The organism is Mesorhizobium sp. B2-4-19 (assembly GCF_006441315.1).
Classification (GTDB): domain Bacteria; phylum Pseudomonadota; class Alphaproteobacteria; order Rhizobiales; family Rhizobiaceae; genus Mesorhizobium.
In genome coordinates this window covers 137,417-152,464 of sequence record NZ_VFUV01000013.1, presented here as the reverse complement: position 1 = coordinate 152,464, position 15,048 = coordinate 137,417, and the positions used below count along the sequence as shown (strand labels likewise).

Here is a 15,048-nt window from a genome sequence, read left to right as displayed (position 1 = left end):
GCAACCGTCATACGGTTGTTGCATGAATCGGGGCATAGGCTGCGCGAAAGCAAGGGTGAAATCGCGATGTCAGGCCAAGAGCCCCGCACTTTCCGCAGCATGTTCATTTCCGACGTCCATTTGGGCTCGAAGGCGGCGAAGGCCGAGTTCCTGATCGATTTCCTGCGCTACCATGACGCCGACATCATCTATCTGGTGGGCGATATCGTCGATGGCTGGCGGCTGCGGCGCAGCTGGCACTGGCCGCAAAGCCACAATGACGTCGTGCAGAAATTGCTGCGCAAGGCGCGCAAGGGCGCCTCGATCACCTATATCGCCGGCAATCACGACGAATTCGCCCGCCAGTTCCAGGGCGTGCATTTCGGCGGCATCGTCGTCGCCGACCGCGCCATCCATGAAACCGCCGACGGCAAGCGCCTGCTCGTCATCCATGGCGACCAGTTCGACACCGTCGTCCACAATCAGCGCTGGCTCGCCTATCTCGGCGATCACGCCTATGACGCGGCGATGATCGTCAACCGCGTGGTGACGCGGCTGCGCCAACTGCTCGGCCTGCCTTACTGGTCGTTCTCGTCCTGGGCCAAGGTCAAGGTCAAGAAGGCGGTCAGCTTCATCGGCTCGTTCCAGACCGTGCTGACCGAGGAAGCCCGCCGCTCGCATGTCGACGGCGTCATTTGCGGCCATATCCACCATGCGGCGATCGAGAATTTCGACGACGTGCGCTACATCAACACCGGCGACTGGGTGGAGAGCTGCACGGCCGTGGTCGAGCACTTCGATGGCCGGATGGAAATCCTGACCTGGGCGCAGGTGCTGCCGGAGTCGCCGGACGAACCTTTCATCCCGATGCTCATCGAGGATCGGGTCGGGCAGGCGGCCTGACGCGAAGGTCGCGACGACTTTAAGCGTCAATCATCGGTCCAGCCGGTTTCGCCTGCTTTTCCGCCATGTTAAGGGATCGATCCACGTCGCCGGCCGATCGAGCGCGGCGTAATTGGATCGATTCATGTCCCTGCCGCCGCTTTCGCCAGAACAGCTCGTCAAGCCGCGCCATTTCGAACTGCGCATGAGCCTGATCTTCGGCACACTGTTCATATCGCTCGGCACGCATCTGCCCTATTTTCCGCTCTGGCTGCAGGCCAAGGGGTTTCACGCCGAGCAGATCGCCGTCATCCTGGCCGCGCCGATGTTCCTGCGCGTGGTGACCACGCCGCTGCTGACGACGCTCGCCGATCGCGCGAGGGACCGCGCCAATGTCTATGTCGCGCTGGTGGCGGCCTCGCTGCTGCTCTCGGCGGGCTATTTCCTCACCCCTACCTATGCGATGGTGCTGGCTGTGTCGCTGGCGCTCACCGTTGTCTGGACGCCGCATTCGCCGATCGCCGATTCGCTGGCGCTTTCGGGCGTGCGCCGCTTCGGCTCGAACTATGCAAGCATGCGCAAATGGGGATCGATCTGTTATCTCTGCGCCAATGTCGCGGGCGGCTTCATCCTGGCGGCCACCGGACCCCAAGCCGTTCCGGTGATCATACTCCTTGCCCTTGGCGCGGCGCTCGTCGCCGGGCTGCTGGCGCCGCGCATGGGGCGCCCGCGCAAGGCTTCGCCGTTGTCGGCAGCGGAGATCCAGCACGCGGCCCCGAGCCTGTTCAATGCCTATTTCCTCTACTTCACCTTTGGCGTCGGTATCATCACCGCCAGCCACGCCTTCCTCTACGGTTTCGTTTCCATCTACTGGAAATCGATCGGCATCAGCGATTCCGTCGTCGGCCTGCTGTGGGCATGGGGCGTGGTGTCCGAAGTCTGCATGTTTTTGTCGTTCAACCGCATTTTCGCTTCCGTGTCGGTCGTCAAGGTGATGGTGATCGCCGGCATCGGCTCCATCGTGCGCTGGATCATCTTTCCACTGGTCTGGCCGCTCGGGCTCGGCATCGCCGGCTTCTTCGCCGTGCAGTCACTGCACTCGGTGACTGTCGCCATGGTGCTCATCGGCCTGCAGAGAATGATCGCCGAGACCGTCTCCGAAGAGCGCACGGGTGCGGCGCAAGGCATCGCCTATTTCTTCAACGGCTTCTTCATGGCCGCCGTTACGCTGGCTTCCGGCCCGCTCTATGACCGTCTCGGCGTCGATGGTTTCCTGGTGATGATCCCGATCGCGATCGCCGGCCTGGTGCTGATCGGGCTTGCCGCGCGCTCAGCCCCAAAGCGCCCGGTCCGGGGGGGAGACGAGCGATCCCTGGTAGACGAGACCCGGCACACGGTCGCGGGCAAGTAGCAGCGGACCGTCAAGGTCGACGAAATCGGCGTCCTGGGCGAGCAGCACCGCCGGCGCCATGGCAAGCGACGTGCCGACCATGCAGCCGACCATGACGCCGAAACCGAGTTCACGGGCGCGGTCGCGCAGCATGAGCGCCGCCGTCAGTCCGCCCGACTTGTCGAGCTTGATGTTGACGGCATCGTAGAGGCCGACCAGCGTTTCCAGGTTCTTCGCCTCATGCACGCTTTCGTCGGCGCAGATCGGCACAGGATGGGCGATGTGGCGCAGGATCTGGTCATGGCCGGCGGGCAGGGGCTGTTCGACCAGCGCAATGCCTCGCTTCGCCGCAAAAGCGAGGTTTGCCACGATGTTGTCGTCGGTCCAGCCTTCATTGGCATCGAGGATGATTCGGCTCTGAGGCGCTGCCTCCGTCACGGCGCGAATCCTGGCCATGTCGTTGTCGCCGCCGATCTTGACCTTCAACAGCGGCCGGTCGGCATTGGCGCGGGCCTGTGCCGCCATCGCTTCGGCTTCGCCGAGCGACAATGTATAGGCGGTTTCCAGCGGACGCAGCGGCGCCGGCCAGATTGCATTTGCCGCCGGCCTGCCGCTGATCTTGGCTTCAAGGTCCCACAGCGCGCAGTCGACGGCATTGCGGGCGGCTCCCGCCGGCATAGCGTCGAGCAAAGCGGTCCGGTCGATGCCACCGGCGATCCGCTCGCGCATGGCCTCAATCGCGGCGTGTACGCCGTCCATGGTTTCCCCATAGCGTTTGTAGGGAACGCACTCGCCGCGCCCGCTATGACCATCCTGGCTGATCGTGCATGTAATGACCTCGGCCTCGGTCTTGGAGCCGCGCGAAATGGTGAAAGTGCCGGCGATTGGAAAACGCTCGGCCTCGACCGAAATGACACGCGCCATATTTTTCTGCTCCGGCTGTGCGAGAAGGGTTGTCGGCAAATCGACAAAGTCGGACCCATCAGGCTAAACAGGACGCCATGTTGACCATCGGCAAGCGCGACGCAAGCGGCACCACCACCTCGGAGGCTGACCACCAACCGCGCGTCGCGGTGGGCGAGGAGGATGGAGTGCTCGGCTGCGCGTTCTCCGGAATCTGGACGACACGGACTGTGGCGCTGATCGACGCCGACATGCGCAAGATCGAGAAACGAAACGGTTTCAAGACTTTGGCGCTCGATCTTTCGAAAATCGAGAAGATCGATACCGCCGGCGCCTGGTTAATCGACCGGCTCATCAGCGCCTTCGAAAAGAAGAACGTCGAGGTCCGGCTGCAAGGCCAAAGCGAGATCGCCGCCATCCTGCTCGACGCGGTCGGCGAGGCTGTCCGGCGCGAACCCGAATCCGGCCAGGCGCGGCCGCCCAATATCGTCATTCGTGCCCTTGAGGCGGTTGGCCGGCGCGTCTACGAGATGCGTGACGATTTCCTCGCCTCAATGAATATTCTGGGCGCCACCATCCGCGGCGCGCAGATGAAGCTCGGCCGCGGCCACGCCGTCAACCCGGCGGCGATCTTCAACCAGATCGACCGCATGGGCGTCGGCGCCATTCCTGTGGTGGTGCTGATGTCGGCGATCGTCGGCGCCATCGTTGCCCAGCAGGGCGCCTACCAGCTCAGCTATTTCGGCGCCGACATCTTCGTCGTCGACCTCGTCGGCGTGCTGATCCTGCGCGAACTCGGCGTGCTGATGACGGCAATCATGATCGCCGGCCGCTCCGGCAGCGCGATCACCGCCGAGATCGGCTCGATGAAGATGCGCGAGGAGGTCGACGCGCTGAAGGTCATCGGTCTCAATCCGATTGGCGTTCTGGTCTTTCCGCGCCTGGTCGCGCTTGTGATCGCCTTGCCGTGCCTAACGATCATTGCCAATTTCGCCGCACTTGGCGGCGGCATTGTCGCGGCCTGGCTTTACTCCGATATCCCACCCGCAGCATTCATCGACCGCTTGCGTGTCGCCATCGATCTCAGCACGATTTTCGCCGGGCTGATCAAGGCGCCGTTCATGGCCATGATCATCGGCACGATCGCCTCGGTCGAAGGCATGAAGGTCGGCGGCAGCGCTGAATCGCTCGGCCAGCACGTGACTGCCTCCGTGGTGAAATCGATCTTCGTCGTCATCATCCTCGATGGGCTTTTCGCCATGTTCTACGCAGCGATCGAGTTCTGACACAATGGCGAAGGGCAATGGCATCAAGACGGAGGAAAAGGACGAGAACGAGATCGTCCTTTCGGTGCGTGACGTCACCGTCGCCATCGACGACAAGCTGATCCTCGACAAGCTTTCGCTCGACATCAAGCGCGGCGAGATCCTCGGGTTCGTCGGCGCTTCGGGCGCCGGCAAGTCCGTCCTGTTGCGCACCATTCTCGGGCTGATGCCCAAGCAGTCCGGAATGATCAGGCTGTTTGGCGTCGACGTCGACAAGGCAAGCGATATCGAGCGCCTGCGCATCGACATGCGGCTTGGCGTGCTGTTCCAGCATGGCGCGCTGTTTTCGGCGCTGACCGTGCAGGAGAATGTGCAGGTGCCGATGCGCGAATATCTCGACCTGCCAAGGAAGCTGATGGACGAGCTGGCGCTGCTCAAGATCGAGCTGGTCGGATTGCCGCCGGACGCGGCGCAGAAATTCCCGGCAGAACTTTCCGGCGGCATGATCAAGCGCGCAGCACTTGCGCGCGCCCTGGCGCTCGATCCGGATATCGTCTTTCTAGACGAGCCGACGTCCGGCCTCGATCCCATCAGTGCTGCCGAATTCGACGAACTCGTCGTCAAGCTGCGCGACACCATGGACCTGACCGTCTATATGGTCACGCACGATCTCGACACGCTGTTTACCGCTTGTGACCACGTGGCGGTGCTCGGCAAGAAGAAAGTATTGGTCGAGGGCACCATCGACGACATGCTGAAGAGCGAGGAACCGTGGGTGAAATCCTATTTCCGCGGAAAACGCGCCCGCCAACTTGATCTTGCCGCACGTGCATAGCCATAAGTGAAATAATGGAAACCAGAGCCAACTACGTCATTGTCGGCATCTTTACGCTGGTTGCGATCCTGGCGGCGTTCGGCTTCGTCTACTGGACGGCGGCGATCGGTGACAGGGGCGAGACGACGCTGCTGCGCGTGCGCATCCCTGGTTCGGCTTCCGGTCTTGGCCGCGGCAGCTTCGTGCTGTTCAACGGCGTCAAGGTCGGTGACGTGAAGCGCGTCTATATCGACGTCGACAATCCGACGGTCGCCATCGCCGACACCGAGATCGATCGGATGACGCCGATCACCAAGTCGACGCAGGCCGATATCGGGCTTGCCGGCCTCACCGGGCAGGCCAATATCGAGCTCAAGGGTGCCGATCCCAAGGAAGTGAAACTCCTCGATCAGGCCGAGAAGGAAGGCAAGGTCGCCGAGATCGTAGCCAACCCTTCCGCCGTGACCAATCTGCTGCAGACGGCGCAGAACATCTTCACCCGCGCCGACAAGGTGCTGTCCGAACTCGAGGGCTTCACCCACGACGTGCGCGGACCGCTGACCGAGACGGTCAAGAACGTACAGACCTTCTCCGACGCGCTGGCCAAGAATTCCGATGGCATCGACAAGTTCCTGTCCAGCGTCAGCGCGCTGTCCGAAGAACTGAAGGGCGTGTCCGGCAAGCTCGACGGCACGCTGAAGGCGGCGGAGGGCCTGCTCAATGCCGTCGACAAGGACAAGATCAAGAGCATCGTCGCCAATGTCGATGCGGTGACCGCGAACCTCAAGCAGACATCGCAGCAGCTCGACGGCGTGATCAAGAATGTCGACACGGCGGTCGGATCCGTCAATGATTTCGCCAAGCAGACGCAAGGCACGCTGGCCAAGGTCGACGGCGTGCTCGACGGTGTCGACCCGGCGCAGGTGCGTACGGCTCTGGCCAACATCCAGAAGGCCAGCGAAAACGCCAACAAGGCCGCCGCCGACATTGCAATGGTGACCGACAAGTTCGCCAACCGGGCCGACGATATCAATCAGACGATCAAGGACGCCAAACAACTTGCGCAGCGCCTCAACGATGCCTCGGTGCGGGTCGACGGCATCCTGGCCAAGGTCGACAATTTGCTCGGCTCCGGCGAGGCCAACGGCGTGATGGCGGACGCCAGGGCCACGCTGAAGTCGTTCAAGCAGGTCGCCGACACGCTGAATGCGCGCCTTGGCACCATCACCGACAATCTGTCGCGCTTCTCGGGCCAAGGCCTGTCGAATGTCGAGGCGCTGGTGCAGGACAGCCGCCGCTCGATCACGCGTATCGAGGAAGCGGTCACGGATCTCAGCCGCAATCCGCAGCGCATTCTTTCAGGCGGCGAGGGCGAGGTTCGGCAATTCGACGGCAGGGCGCGGCGTTGACTTCGGCGCCTGCTCGCCCCAAGAACATGAGCCGCGGATGCGGGTTGATCTTACGATCCGGGGACAACGGGGATCGCGCGTGAAGTCGGTGTGGGTGAGAACGGGTGGATTGACACCGGCTGCGGCGCTGCTTGCGCTATCGCTTGCCGGCTGTGCGGTACTGGGCGGCAAGCCTGCGCCGCTCGACACATTCGAGCTTTCGGCGCCGTCGGTTGACGCCCATGGCCATAGCCGCAAGCAAATCCTGATCGCCCAGCCCTCGGCGCTCAAGGCTCTGGACAGCCAGAACATCGTCATCAAACCCTCCGACCGCTCGATCCAGTATCTGAAGGGCGCGCAATGGGCCGACCGGCTGCCGGTGATTGTCCAGGCGCGGCTGGCGGAGACCTTCCAGCGTTCCGGCAGCTTTGCCGGCGTCGGCAAGCCGGGCGAGGGCCTGGCGATCGACTACCAGGTGATCGTCGAGATCCGTTCCTTCGAAGTGAGTGTCAGCGGTGGCGAACATGCCGAAGTCGACCTGTTCGTGCGCCTGCTCAACGATCGCAACGGCGAGGTGCGCGCTTCCAAGAGCTTCACCGCGTCTGCGCCGGTTTCGGGCAGCGGCAATCCTGCCTATGTCAGCGCACTCGACAGCGCGTTCGGCGATGCCGCCAAACAGATCGTTCGCTGGACCGATTCGGTGATCTGAGCGCAATCCCGCCAGACGCTTCAAGCTACAAGCTGTCGAAGGCTTCCGGCTGCAGCTTTCCAGTCTTCATCAAGTGCTGCAGCGTGTAGGTGACGGACAGCGCGTCGTCGAGCGCGTCATGTCCCTGCAATGGCGGATGTTCGACGCCATAATAGTCCGCAAGCTTGTTACTCGGCGTCCGTGCCAGATCCTCGATCGGCATCCCGGCCGCGATCAGCAGCTTGACGGCGTTGTCGAACCGGGCGGCGGGGATGGACGGCTGAATGCCCGCGACATAGCAACTGATGGCGATCATGTTCAGTTCGTCCTTGCCCCAGGACCAGAACCGAACGCCATCGGAAAAGCGATCGATCCCTGCAAGCGCTTCTCCGAGCGCCACCCCTTCGGTCTCGATGTTTTCCTCGGTGATGCCGGTCAGTCTGGTGAAGAACGGGTCGAGTTCGTATCTCCGGCCAAACCGGTCGATCGGTCTGACATAGGTCTTGTGCGTGCCGAGCAGCGGAAAGTCGCCTTCGAGACCAAGCCTGACTGCGCCGATCTGCGCGATGACCGGGTCGGGATCGTGAGCCGCGCACCAAAACCGACGTTGCGACCCCTCGAGGCAGAGAAACTCGCAGTCGAATATGATTGCCGTCTTCACGGTCAGCCCCTTTATCCAGCGGTTTGCCGGGCCGTGTCCGTCACAGGTCCTGCCATGCCACCGACCTGTATTGGGGCGAACTCTTCGAAGGTCTCGTATGGCTGAGTGATCCCGTTGAATGTGACTTTCACACGGTAGGCCCGCCGTTATTTCTTGTGAGATCGATCAACCTGAAGAAGGGGTGGCACTCGATCAGCATGGTCAAAGCCGGCGGTGAACCGGGCGTTTGGGTGCCTGCTTGCGGAAACGCAGAGGTTTCCGCAAGCAGATCTCGGCCGCCTGGCCGCTGACGCCTTAGTGCAGGCGCCCGCTGGCGTGGGCCAGCATGGTGTAGACCTTGCCGGTGTCCGAGGTCAGGTAGGTCTGCGCCATGATGTTGTCGCGGTCGTTGCGCGAGACGTCCTTGAGCAGTTTTTCGAAGTCGTCGCAGTAACGGTCGACGGCGGCGCGGAATTCGGCCTCGCCCTGATACTTGCGGCGGATTTCGTCGAACGTCTGCTGGCCCTTCAGCGTGTAGAGCCGGCGCGTGAACACGTCCCGCTCGCCGCGCCGATAGCGGTTCCACAGCTCGATCGAAGCATCGTGGTCAATTGCCCGTGCGATGTCGACGGACAGCGAGTTCAGCGATTCCACGACATGCAGCGGCGAGCGCTGGGCAGGAGCCGCGCGCGGCGCTTCCACGGGCGCCGAGGGTGCTGCCGCCGGCCTGAGATCCGCATCGCTCGACGCCGCTGTCAGGAGGTCGCGCACCCAGCCGCCCTGTGGCGTGCGGGCGCCGGCGTCGGGACGCTGGCGCGGCTCGGCCGGACGCTCGAGATCGAGCGTGCCGCGCAGCGCCGTGCCGCCCAACGGCGCCTGAGGCGTGCGAAGCTCCGGCTGCGGTGCCGGCGCGCGACGTGGCGGCTCGGCGGGACGTGCCGCCGGCGCTTGCGGCGCCGGGCGCAGATTGCGTGGCTCCGTGGTGTCGCCGCCGCCGCGGCCGGACTTCGCGACGATGTCGGAAAGCTCCTTCAAGGCGTTGATCTGCTCGGAAACGGCGCGGCGGATGGCCGAGGTCGATTCCTTTGCCTCTTCCGGCATCTCGATGACGCCCTTCTTGAGTTCGGCGCGGGTGAGGTCGAGTTCGCTCTTGATCGAGCTCGCGGTGCGCCGCATCTCATCGGTGGCATCGGCGAAGCGCTTGGTTGCCGAATCGACCACGTCGGTGATGGCGTTGCGGATCTTGTCGGCCGACTCCATCGTCTTGCCTTCGGCGTTCTGCAGCGTCTGGCCGACGAGGTTTTCGAACGAGCGCATGACTCTTTCGAGATCCTCCGACTTCTTGACTAGGCCGACGGCGAGGTCTTCGAGCGATGACTGCCTTTCCAGCGTGTGCTCGAGGTTGCTCTGGGCCGAGCTCAACAGGTCCGAGGCGCTGGCCAGCAGGCGGCTGTGTTCATCGAACTTGGTGGCGATCGAGGCCACTTCGCGCAAGGTCGACGACGACAGTTCCGTCAGCCTTGTGGTGTTCGAATCGACCAGGCGCGCTGAGCTGGCAAAAGTCTGCGCCGCCTTTTCGGTTGTCGCCGCGAAGCTCTGCGTGCTGCCGGTCAGGCGTTCGTCGACCTGACCGAGATTGACCGCGGCCTGCTCGATCAGCTGACCGAGCTGCGAGCTGGACTTGGTCATGCGGCCGATGAGATCGGCAACACTGTCGGACAGCGACGAGCGGGCGCCTTCGACCGCCGACAAGGTCTCGGCAGTGCGGTTGGCGAGCGCGTTGACCAGGGCGGCATTTTCGCTGCGCAGCTTCTCGGTGGCGCGTTCGGTGACCTCTTCCATGCTCTTTTGCAGTTCCGAGCCACCCTGGGCGAAGCGTTCGACCAAAGGCCGCGCGGTTTCGTCGAGGATCTTCGACATTTCGGCCGACCGCGCCGCGAGCATGGTGTTGAGTTCGCGGGTGTTGGCGCCGATCGTCTTGGCGGCGTCGTTGGTGCTCTGGCCGATATGCTGGCCAACAGCGGTGAAGGTCTCGGCGATCACATTGGCGCGCGAAACCAGCTGTGCCTCGGCGCTCGACACCTGTTCATTGAGCCTCTGGCCCATTGTTTCGGTGGTGTGGGCGAGGCGGTTCTCGACGCTGGCGATCTGCTCCTCGACACGAGCGGCCGCGGCCGCCGCGGTCGATGCAAGACGCTCGTCGGCGCCGGCAAGTGCCTGCTCGATTTCGCGGGCGTGCTCGGCCAGTTCCTGGCCGGTCTGGCGCGCACGGTCGGCGACCTTCTGCTCGGTGCTGGCGAAAGCCCCGACGATGGTCTGCGCATGCTCGCCGATCGTCGAAGAGCTGTCGGCGATGCGCGAGACCAGGCGTTGGTCCGCCTCATCGAATATGCGGCCGATCTCGGACGCACGGCTGGACAGAGCATCCGAACCTTCGGCGATGCGCGAGACCAGTTGCTGATCGGCGGCATCGAAGATGCGGCCAAGGTCGGTTGCGCGGGCGGCGAGCGCCTCGGCGGATTCGCCGATGCGCATGCCGAGCCGCTGGTCGGCGCTTTCGAAGTTGCGCAGGATGTCGCCGGCGCGGGCGGCCAGCGATTGTGCCGTCTCGACGGCGCGGGCGACCAGTTTCTGGTCGGCTGCGTCGAAGGTGCCGGCAATCTCGCTTGCGCGGGCCGCCAGATGATCCGCGGTATCCTGGGCCCGGGTAGCCAGCTGGTCGGCCGTTTCCTGGGCGCGGGCGGCGAGCTTCTGGTCCGCCAGCTCGAAGGTGCCGGCGATCTCGCCGGCGCGGGCGGCCAGCTGATCGGCGGTTTCGTGGGCACGGGCCAAAAGCGAGCTGGAGGTGTCGTCCGCGCGGGCGAGCAAGGCGTTGGACGTATCTTCCGCACGGGCGTGGAGGCGACGATCGGCTTCCTCGAAGGTGCGGGCGATGTCTTCGGCCCGCGCCAAAAGGGCGGCGGACGTCTGTTCGGCGCGCTCGGCGATCTTGCGGTCGGCATCGCTGAAGGCTGCACCGGCCTGCTCATGCAGCGCACTGGTGACCTCCAGGACCTTTTCGCGCAAGGCGCCGGCGACGAAGACCGCGCTCTTTTCGAGCACGCTGCGGACATTGTCGACGCCGGTCGAGAGCGCGCGCTCCATGGTTCCGGCGCGTTCCTCGATGATCCCGGTCTGACGGCTGAACGCCTGCTCGATCTTTTCTACATCGGCGGCGATCGCGGCCGAAATGTCGGTGCTTCTGGCAGCGATCTGGTCGATGTGACCGGACAGCGAGCGGTCGACGTCCTTACGGGTCTCGGCGAGCTTGCCGAGATCGTCTTCCAGCGCGCGGCTCAGCATGTTGCGGCCTTCGGCCAGCTTGCCGACATGGCCAGCGATGACGCCGTCGATCTCGCCGCGGCTTTCGCTCAGCTTCTGCAGGTCGGCCTCGAGGGCGCGCCTGAGAATGTCGCGGCCTTCGGCGAGCTTCTCCACCTGGCCGGCCACCAGCCCGTCGATGCTGGAGCGGCTTTCGGCGAGCTTGGCGAGGTCGGCTTCGAGGGCGCGTTTGAGAACGTCGCGGCCTTCGGCCAGTTTCTCCACCTGGCCGGCGACCAGCCCGTCGATGCTGGAGCGGCTTTCGGCGAGCTTGGCGAGATCGGCTTCGAGGGCGCGTTTGAGAACGTCGCGGCCTTCGGCCAGTTTCTCCACCTGGCCGGCGACCAGGCCGTCGATGCTCGAACGGCTCTCGGCCAGCTTGGCAAGGTCGTCCTCGAGCGCCCTGGTCAGGGTCGAGCGCTCCTGGACAAGCCTGTCGGCATGGCTGCTGACCAGGCCGCTGACGCTTTCGAGGTCGGCTTCCAGCGCCTTCGACAACGTCGAACGGTCTTGGACGAGTCGCTCGGCATGGCTGTTGACCAGGCTGTTGACATTGTCGAGGTCGACTTCCAGCGCCTTCGACAGGGTCGAACGATCCTGGACGAGCCGCTCGGAATGGCTGCTGACCAGGCTGTTGACGCTTTCGAGATCGGCTTCGAGTGCCCTGGCGAACTGGGCGCGGTCGTCGACCAGCTTCTGCGACTGGTCGGCAACGGTGTTCTTGATGGTGTTGAGGTCGGCTTCGAGGGCGCGCTTGAGAATGTCGCGGCCTTCGGCCAGCTTCTCGACCTGACCAGCGACCAGCCCGTCGATGCTGGAGCGGCTGTCGGCCAGCTTGGCGAGATCGTCCTCGAGAGCCTTCGACAAGGTCGAACGATCCTGAACGAGCCTGTTCATGTGGTCGGCGATGACACTGTTCACATTCTGCAAGTCGGCTTCCAGGACCCGCGAAAGCAGTCCGCGATCCTCCGCCAGCCTTTCCGACTGGCTCGATATGACACCCTTGATGGTGTTGAGGTCCGATTCCAGCGCGCGCTTGAGAATGTCGCGGCCCTCGGCCAGCTTCTCGACCTGACCGGCGACGAGGCCGTCAATGCTCGAGCGGCTTTCGGCCAGCTTGGCAAGGTCGGCTTCCAGCGTCTGCGACAGCAGGCTGCGGTCGTTGGCGAGTTTGACCGAATGATCGTCTAGCAAGCCCCTGATGCCAGACAGGTCGTCCTCGAGCGAGCGGCCGAGTTGGCTGCGGTCTTCCACGAGCTTTGCCGAATGCGCCTCGATCAGGCCCTTGATGCCGGCAATATCGTTCTCCAAGGCCTTGGCGAGCACCGCACGACCTTCGGCGATCTTCTCGACCTGACCAGCGACCAGCCCGTCAATGCTGGCGCGGCTGTCGGACAATTTGCCGAGGTCGGCTTCCAGGGCGCGCGACAGGATGTTGCGGCCTTCGGCGAGCTTTCCAACATGACCGGCGACCATTTCATCAATGATCGTGCGGGCTTGCACGAGCTTTCCGGAGTCTTCGTTGAGAGCCAGCGAAAGCCGGTTTCGGCCTTCTTCCAGCCTTTCGAGGTGGCTGCCGAGCGACGCGTCGATCGCCGCGCGCGATTCGTTGACCTTGCGCAGATCCTCCTCGAGGGCGCGCGCGATCAGGCTGCGGCCTTCGGCCAGCTTCTGCACCTGGTTGGTCACCGCGGCATCGATGCCCTCGCGGCTTTCGGCGAATTTCTCCAGGTCCGCCTGCATGGCGGCCGCCATGCGCTCGCGGCTTTCGGACAGCTTGCGGCTGTGGTTTTCGACGGCTTCCTCGATGCCGACTCGGGCGTCGGCGAGCCGCTGGATGTCGCTATCGAAGGAACGCGAGACGACATGACGCGCCGCTTCCATGCGACCGGCAAAATCGCTGGCGCGAGCCTCCAGCATGCTCGATGTCGAGGTGACGATGTCGGCCATGTCGGCGCCGATCTGGGTCTTGCCCTGATCGATCATCGCGGCCAGCGTATCCTTGCTCTCGGCGAAGGTGTGGGCGATTTCGCGGGCGCGCTCGACCAGCGTCTCGTTGATCTGGCGGGCGCGGGCCTCGAGCGCGGCGTTGAGCTTCTGCGTGCCGGTGTCCAGCGCTTCGGCGCGGGTCTGGAATTCGCTGATCAGGGCCTGACCGCGTTCGGCCAGCGTGCGCTCGATGCCGTTGAGGCTGGCTTCGAATTCCGAATTGAGGGTGCGCGCGGCGCCGCCGAGCAGCGAAACCATGCCGGTGGTGCGATCGTCGAGCAGATCGGTCAGCGACCGGGTCAGGCCGTCCGTCGTATCCGTCAGCTTGGCGATGCGCGTGTCGAGCAGGCTGGCGAAGGCCTCGCCGGAGGTCGAAAGCTTGTCGGTGATGGTGTCGAGCCGGCCTTCCACCGAATCAAAGATCGACATGGAGCTTTCATTGATGCGGTCGATGAGCGTGTCGCCGGAATTGGTGATCGTCATCGACAGCTTGGTCGACGCGTTGAGGATCGAGTCGCGGATGATATCGCTGGCGGCGCCGATTTCATCCCTGAGCGTCTCATGCGCACCGGCAATCGAGGCACGGACGCGCTCGGCATGGCCGACGACCGCCTCACGCTCGCTGCCAAGCCCGTCGACGAGCGAACGGATGCGGGTTTCGTTTTCCGAATAGGAACGCTCGATCTGGTTGACTTCGCTATGGACCAGCGTTTCCAGCTCCACTGCGCGGGCCAGCGTGCGTTCGATGCCTTCGCCCATGGCCGCCACTTCGCGGCGAACGGCCTGGCCGATCATCATGACGCGATCCTGCGCCATGTTTTCCGGCTCGGTCAGGCGGAAGGCCACTTCCGTCATCGACTGGGCGGCGATGCGCATGTCCTGGGCGCGGCGAATCATGGCGGCGAAGGCCCAGAACAGGATGATCGGCACGATCGCCGCGACGGCGAGGCCAATCAGCTCGGGACGGGCAAGGAACTGGTCGAGTGTGCGGATCCGCCAGATGCTCGGTCCGAACAGCAGGTTGGCGAGCCCGCCGGCGCCGGCGATCCAGGCGAGCGAGACGAAGGCGACGATCCAGTAGACGGTGTTGGAGGCGCGCCTGTTGAGGCCGTGCAGGAGGGTTTTGTAGTCCTTCTGGCGATCATCATTGGCCGGCGCGAAGCCCGCGGGCTGCGCGCCGTTGCCATTGCGTGTCTCCACGGGGCGCAGTTCGGCCGGCTTGGCCTTCGGCGCGGGATTCGCGGGCTGATTGGCAATGGGGGCCTGATTGGCGGCGGGTGCCGGCTTCTGGTTGCGTCCCTCGCGTGCCAGCTCGTCGGCGGCCTGGGATATCTGCGCTTCCAGATCTTCCATCGAAGCCGCGATATCGAGATCGCCGCTGCCGATGTCGCCGCTGAGGTCGAGATCGAGCGCTTTTTCCAGTTCCCTGGCCACGTCGCTGTCGAGATTTCTCGTCGTCGTCGTTGGTTTCTTTGCCATGCCTTCGCTACCCTGTACTAGCTGCCGCGGGGCTTATAATTGTCTTTTGTCGTACCCCGCGCAGGAGGCTGAAAATGGACCCTCGTATCGTAATGACACAGGGGGGTAAAGAAAACATGCATTCCGCGGGATACGTAAAACTTTAAATATAAGGTTAACGGAACCGTGATCCGAGCGCCGCTTTCGCAACATTTTTCCGCGCCATTCATTAACCCGTTGTCCATTGGATTCGCCTAGTTTTTCAGGCGGCCGAAGAAAACGGAGTTCGAGT

At 63.8% G+C, this 15,048-nt stretch carries 9 protein-coding genes; 6 read left to right on the top strand and 3 right to left on the bottom strand.

Annotated elements, in window-relative coordinates:
- Nucleotides 1-66: 66 nt before the first annotated feature.
- The gene (locus FJ546_RS21540) at nucleotides 67-882 is read left to right on the top strand and encodes a UDP-2,3-diacylglucosamine diphosphatase (protein WP_140891166.1); all 816 of its coding nucleotides are present in this window, start codon (nucleotides 67-69) and stop codon (nucleotides 880-882) included.
- Between the two features lie 124 nt (nucleotides 883-1,006).
- Entirely contained in the window at nucleotides 1,007-2,272 is a 1,266-nt protein-coding gene (locus FJ546_RS21535) for an MFS transporter (RefSeq protein WP_140891165.1), read from the top strand.
- Here the strand turns inward: FJ546_RS21535 and dgcA are convergent.
- Complete coding sequence (gene dgcA, locus FJ546_RS21530) at nucleotides 2,192-3,175, bottom strand: N-acetyl-D-Glu racemase DgcA (RefSeq protein WP_140891164.1); 984 nt, start codon at nucleotides 3,173-3,175, stop codon at nucleotides 2,192-2,194. The genes FJ546_RS21535 and dgcA overlap by 81 nt on opposite strands.
- 77 nt (nucleotides 3,176-3,252) lie before the next feature.
- Here dgcA and FJ546_RS21525 point away from each other — a divergent pair, with 77 nt between their 5' ends.
- From FJ546_RS21525 to FJ546_RS21510, 4 genes are read left to right on the top strand one after another with little or no spacing between them, the layout of a single operon-like run.
- Nucleotides 3,253-4,440: an ABC transporter permease gene (locus FJ546_RS21525; protein WP_140891163.1), complete on the top strand. Its 1,188-nt coding sequence runs from the start codon at nucleotides 3,253-3,255 to the stop codon at nucleotides 4,438-4,440.
- Between the two features lie 4 nt (nucleotides 4,441-4,444).
- The gene (locus tag FJ546_RS21520) at nucleotides 4,445-5,254 is read left to right on the top strand and encodes an ABC transporter ATP-binding protein (protein ID WP_140891162.1); all 810 of its coding nucleotides are present in this window, start codon (nucleotides 4,445-4,447) and stop codon (nucleotides 5,252-5,254) included.
- 14 nt (nucleotides 5,255-5,268) lie between these two features.
- Complete coding sequence (locus FJ546_RS21515; protein WP_140891161.1) at nucleotides 5,269-6,642, top strand: MlaD family protein; 1,374 nt, start codon at nucleotides 5,269-5,271, stop codon at nucleotides 6,640-6,642.
- Nucleotides 6,643-6,679: 37 nt separating this feature from the next.
- Nucleotides 6,680-7,330: an ABC-type transport auxiliary lipoprotein family protein gene (locus FJ546_RS21510; protein WP_140891160.1), complete on the top strand. Its 651-nt coding sequence runs from the start codon at nucleotides 6,680-6,682 to the stop codon at nucleotides 7,328-7,330.
- 25 nt (nucleotides 7,331-7,355) lie between these two features.
- On the opposite strand, the gene FJ546_RS21505 is transcribed toward FJ546_RS21510, so the two are convergent.
- The gene (locus tag FJ546_RS21505) at nucleotides 7,356-7,970 is read right to left on the bottom strand and encodes a 3'-5' exonuclease (protein ID WP_140891159.1); all 615 of its coding nucleotides are present in this window, start codon (nucleotides 7,968-7,970) and stop codon (nucleotides 7,356-7,358) included.
- A gap of 294 nt (nucleotides 7,971-8,264) precedes the next feature.
- The gene (locus FJ546_RS21500) at nucleotides 8,265-14,777 is read right to left on the bottom strand and encodes a kinesin (protein ID WP_140891158.1); all 6,513 of its coding nucleotides are present in this window, start codon (nucleotides 14,775-14,777) and stop codon (nucleotides 8,265-8,267) included.
- Nucleotides 14,778-15,048 lie beyond the last annotated feature (271 nt).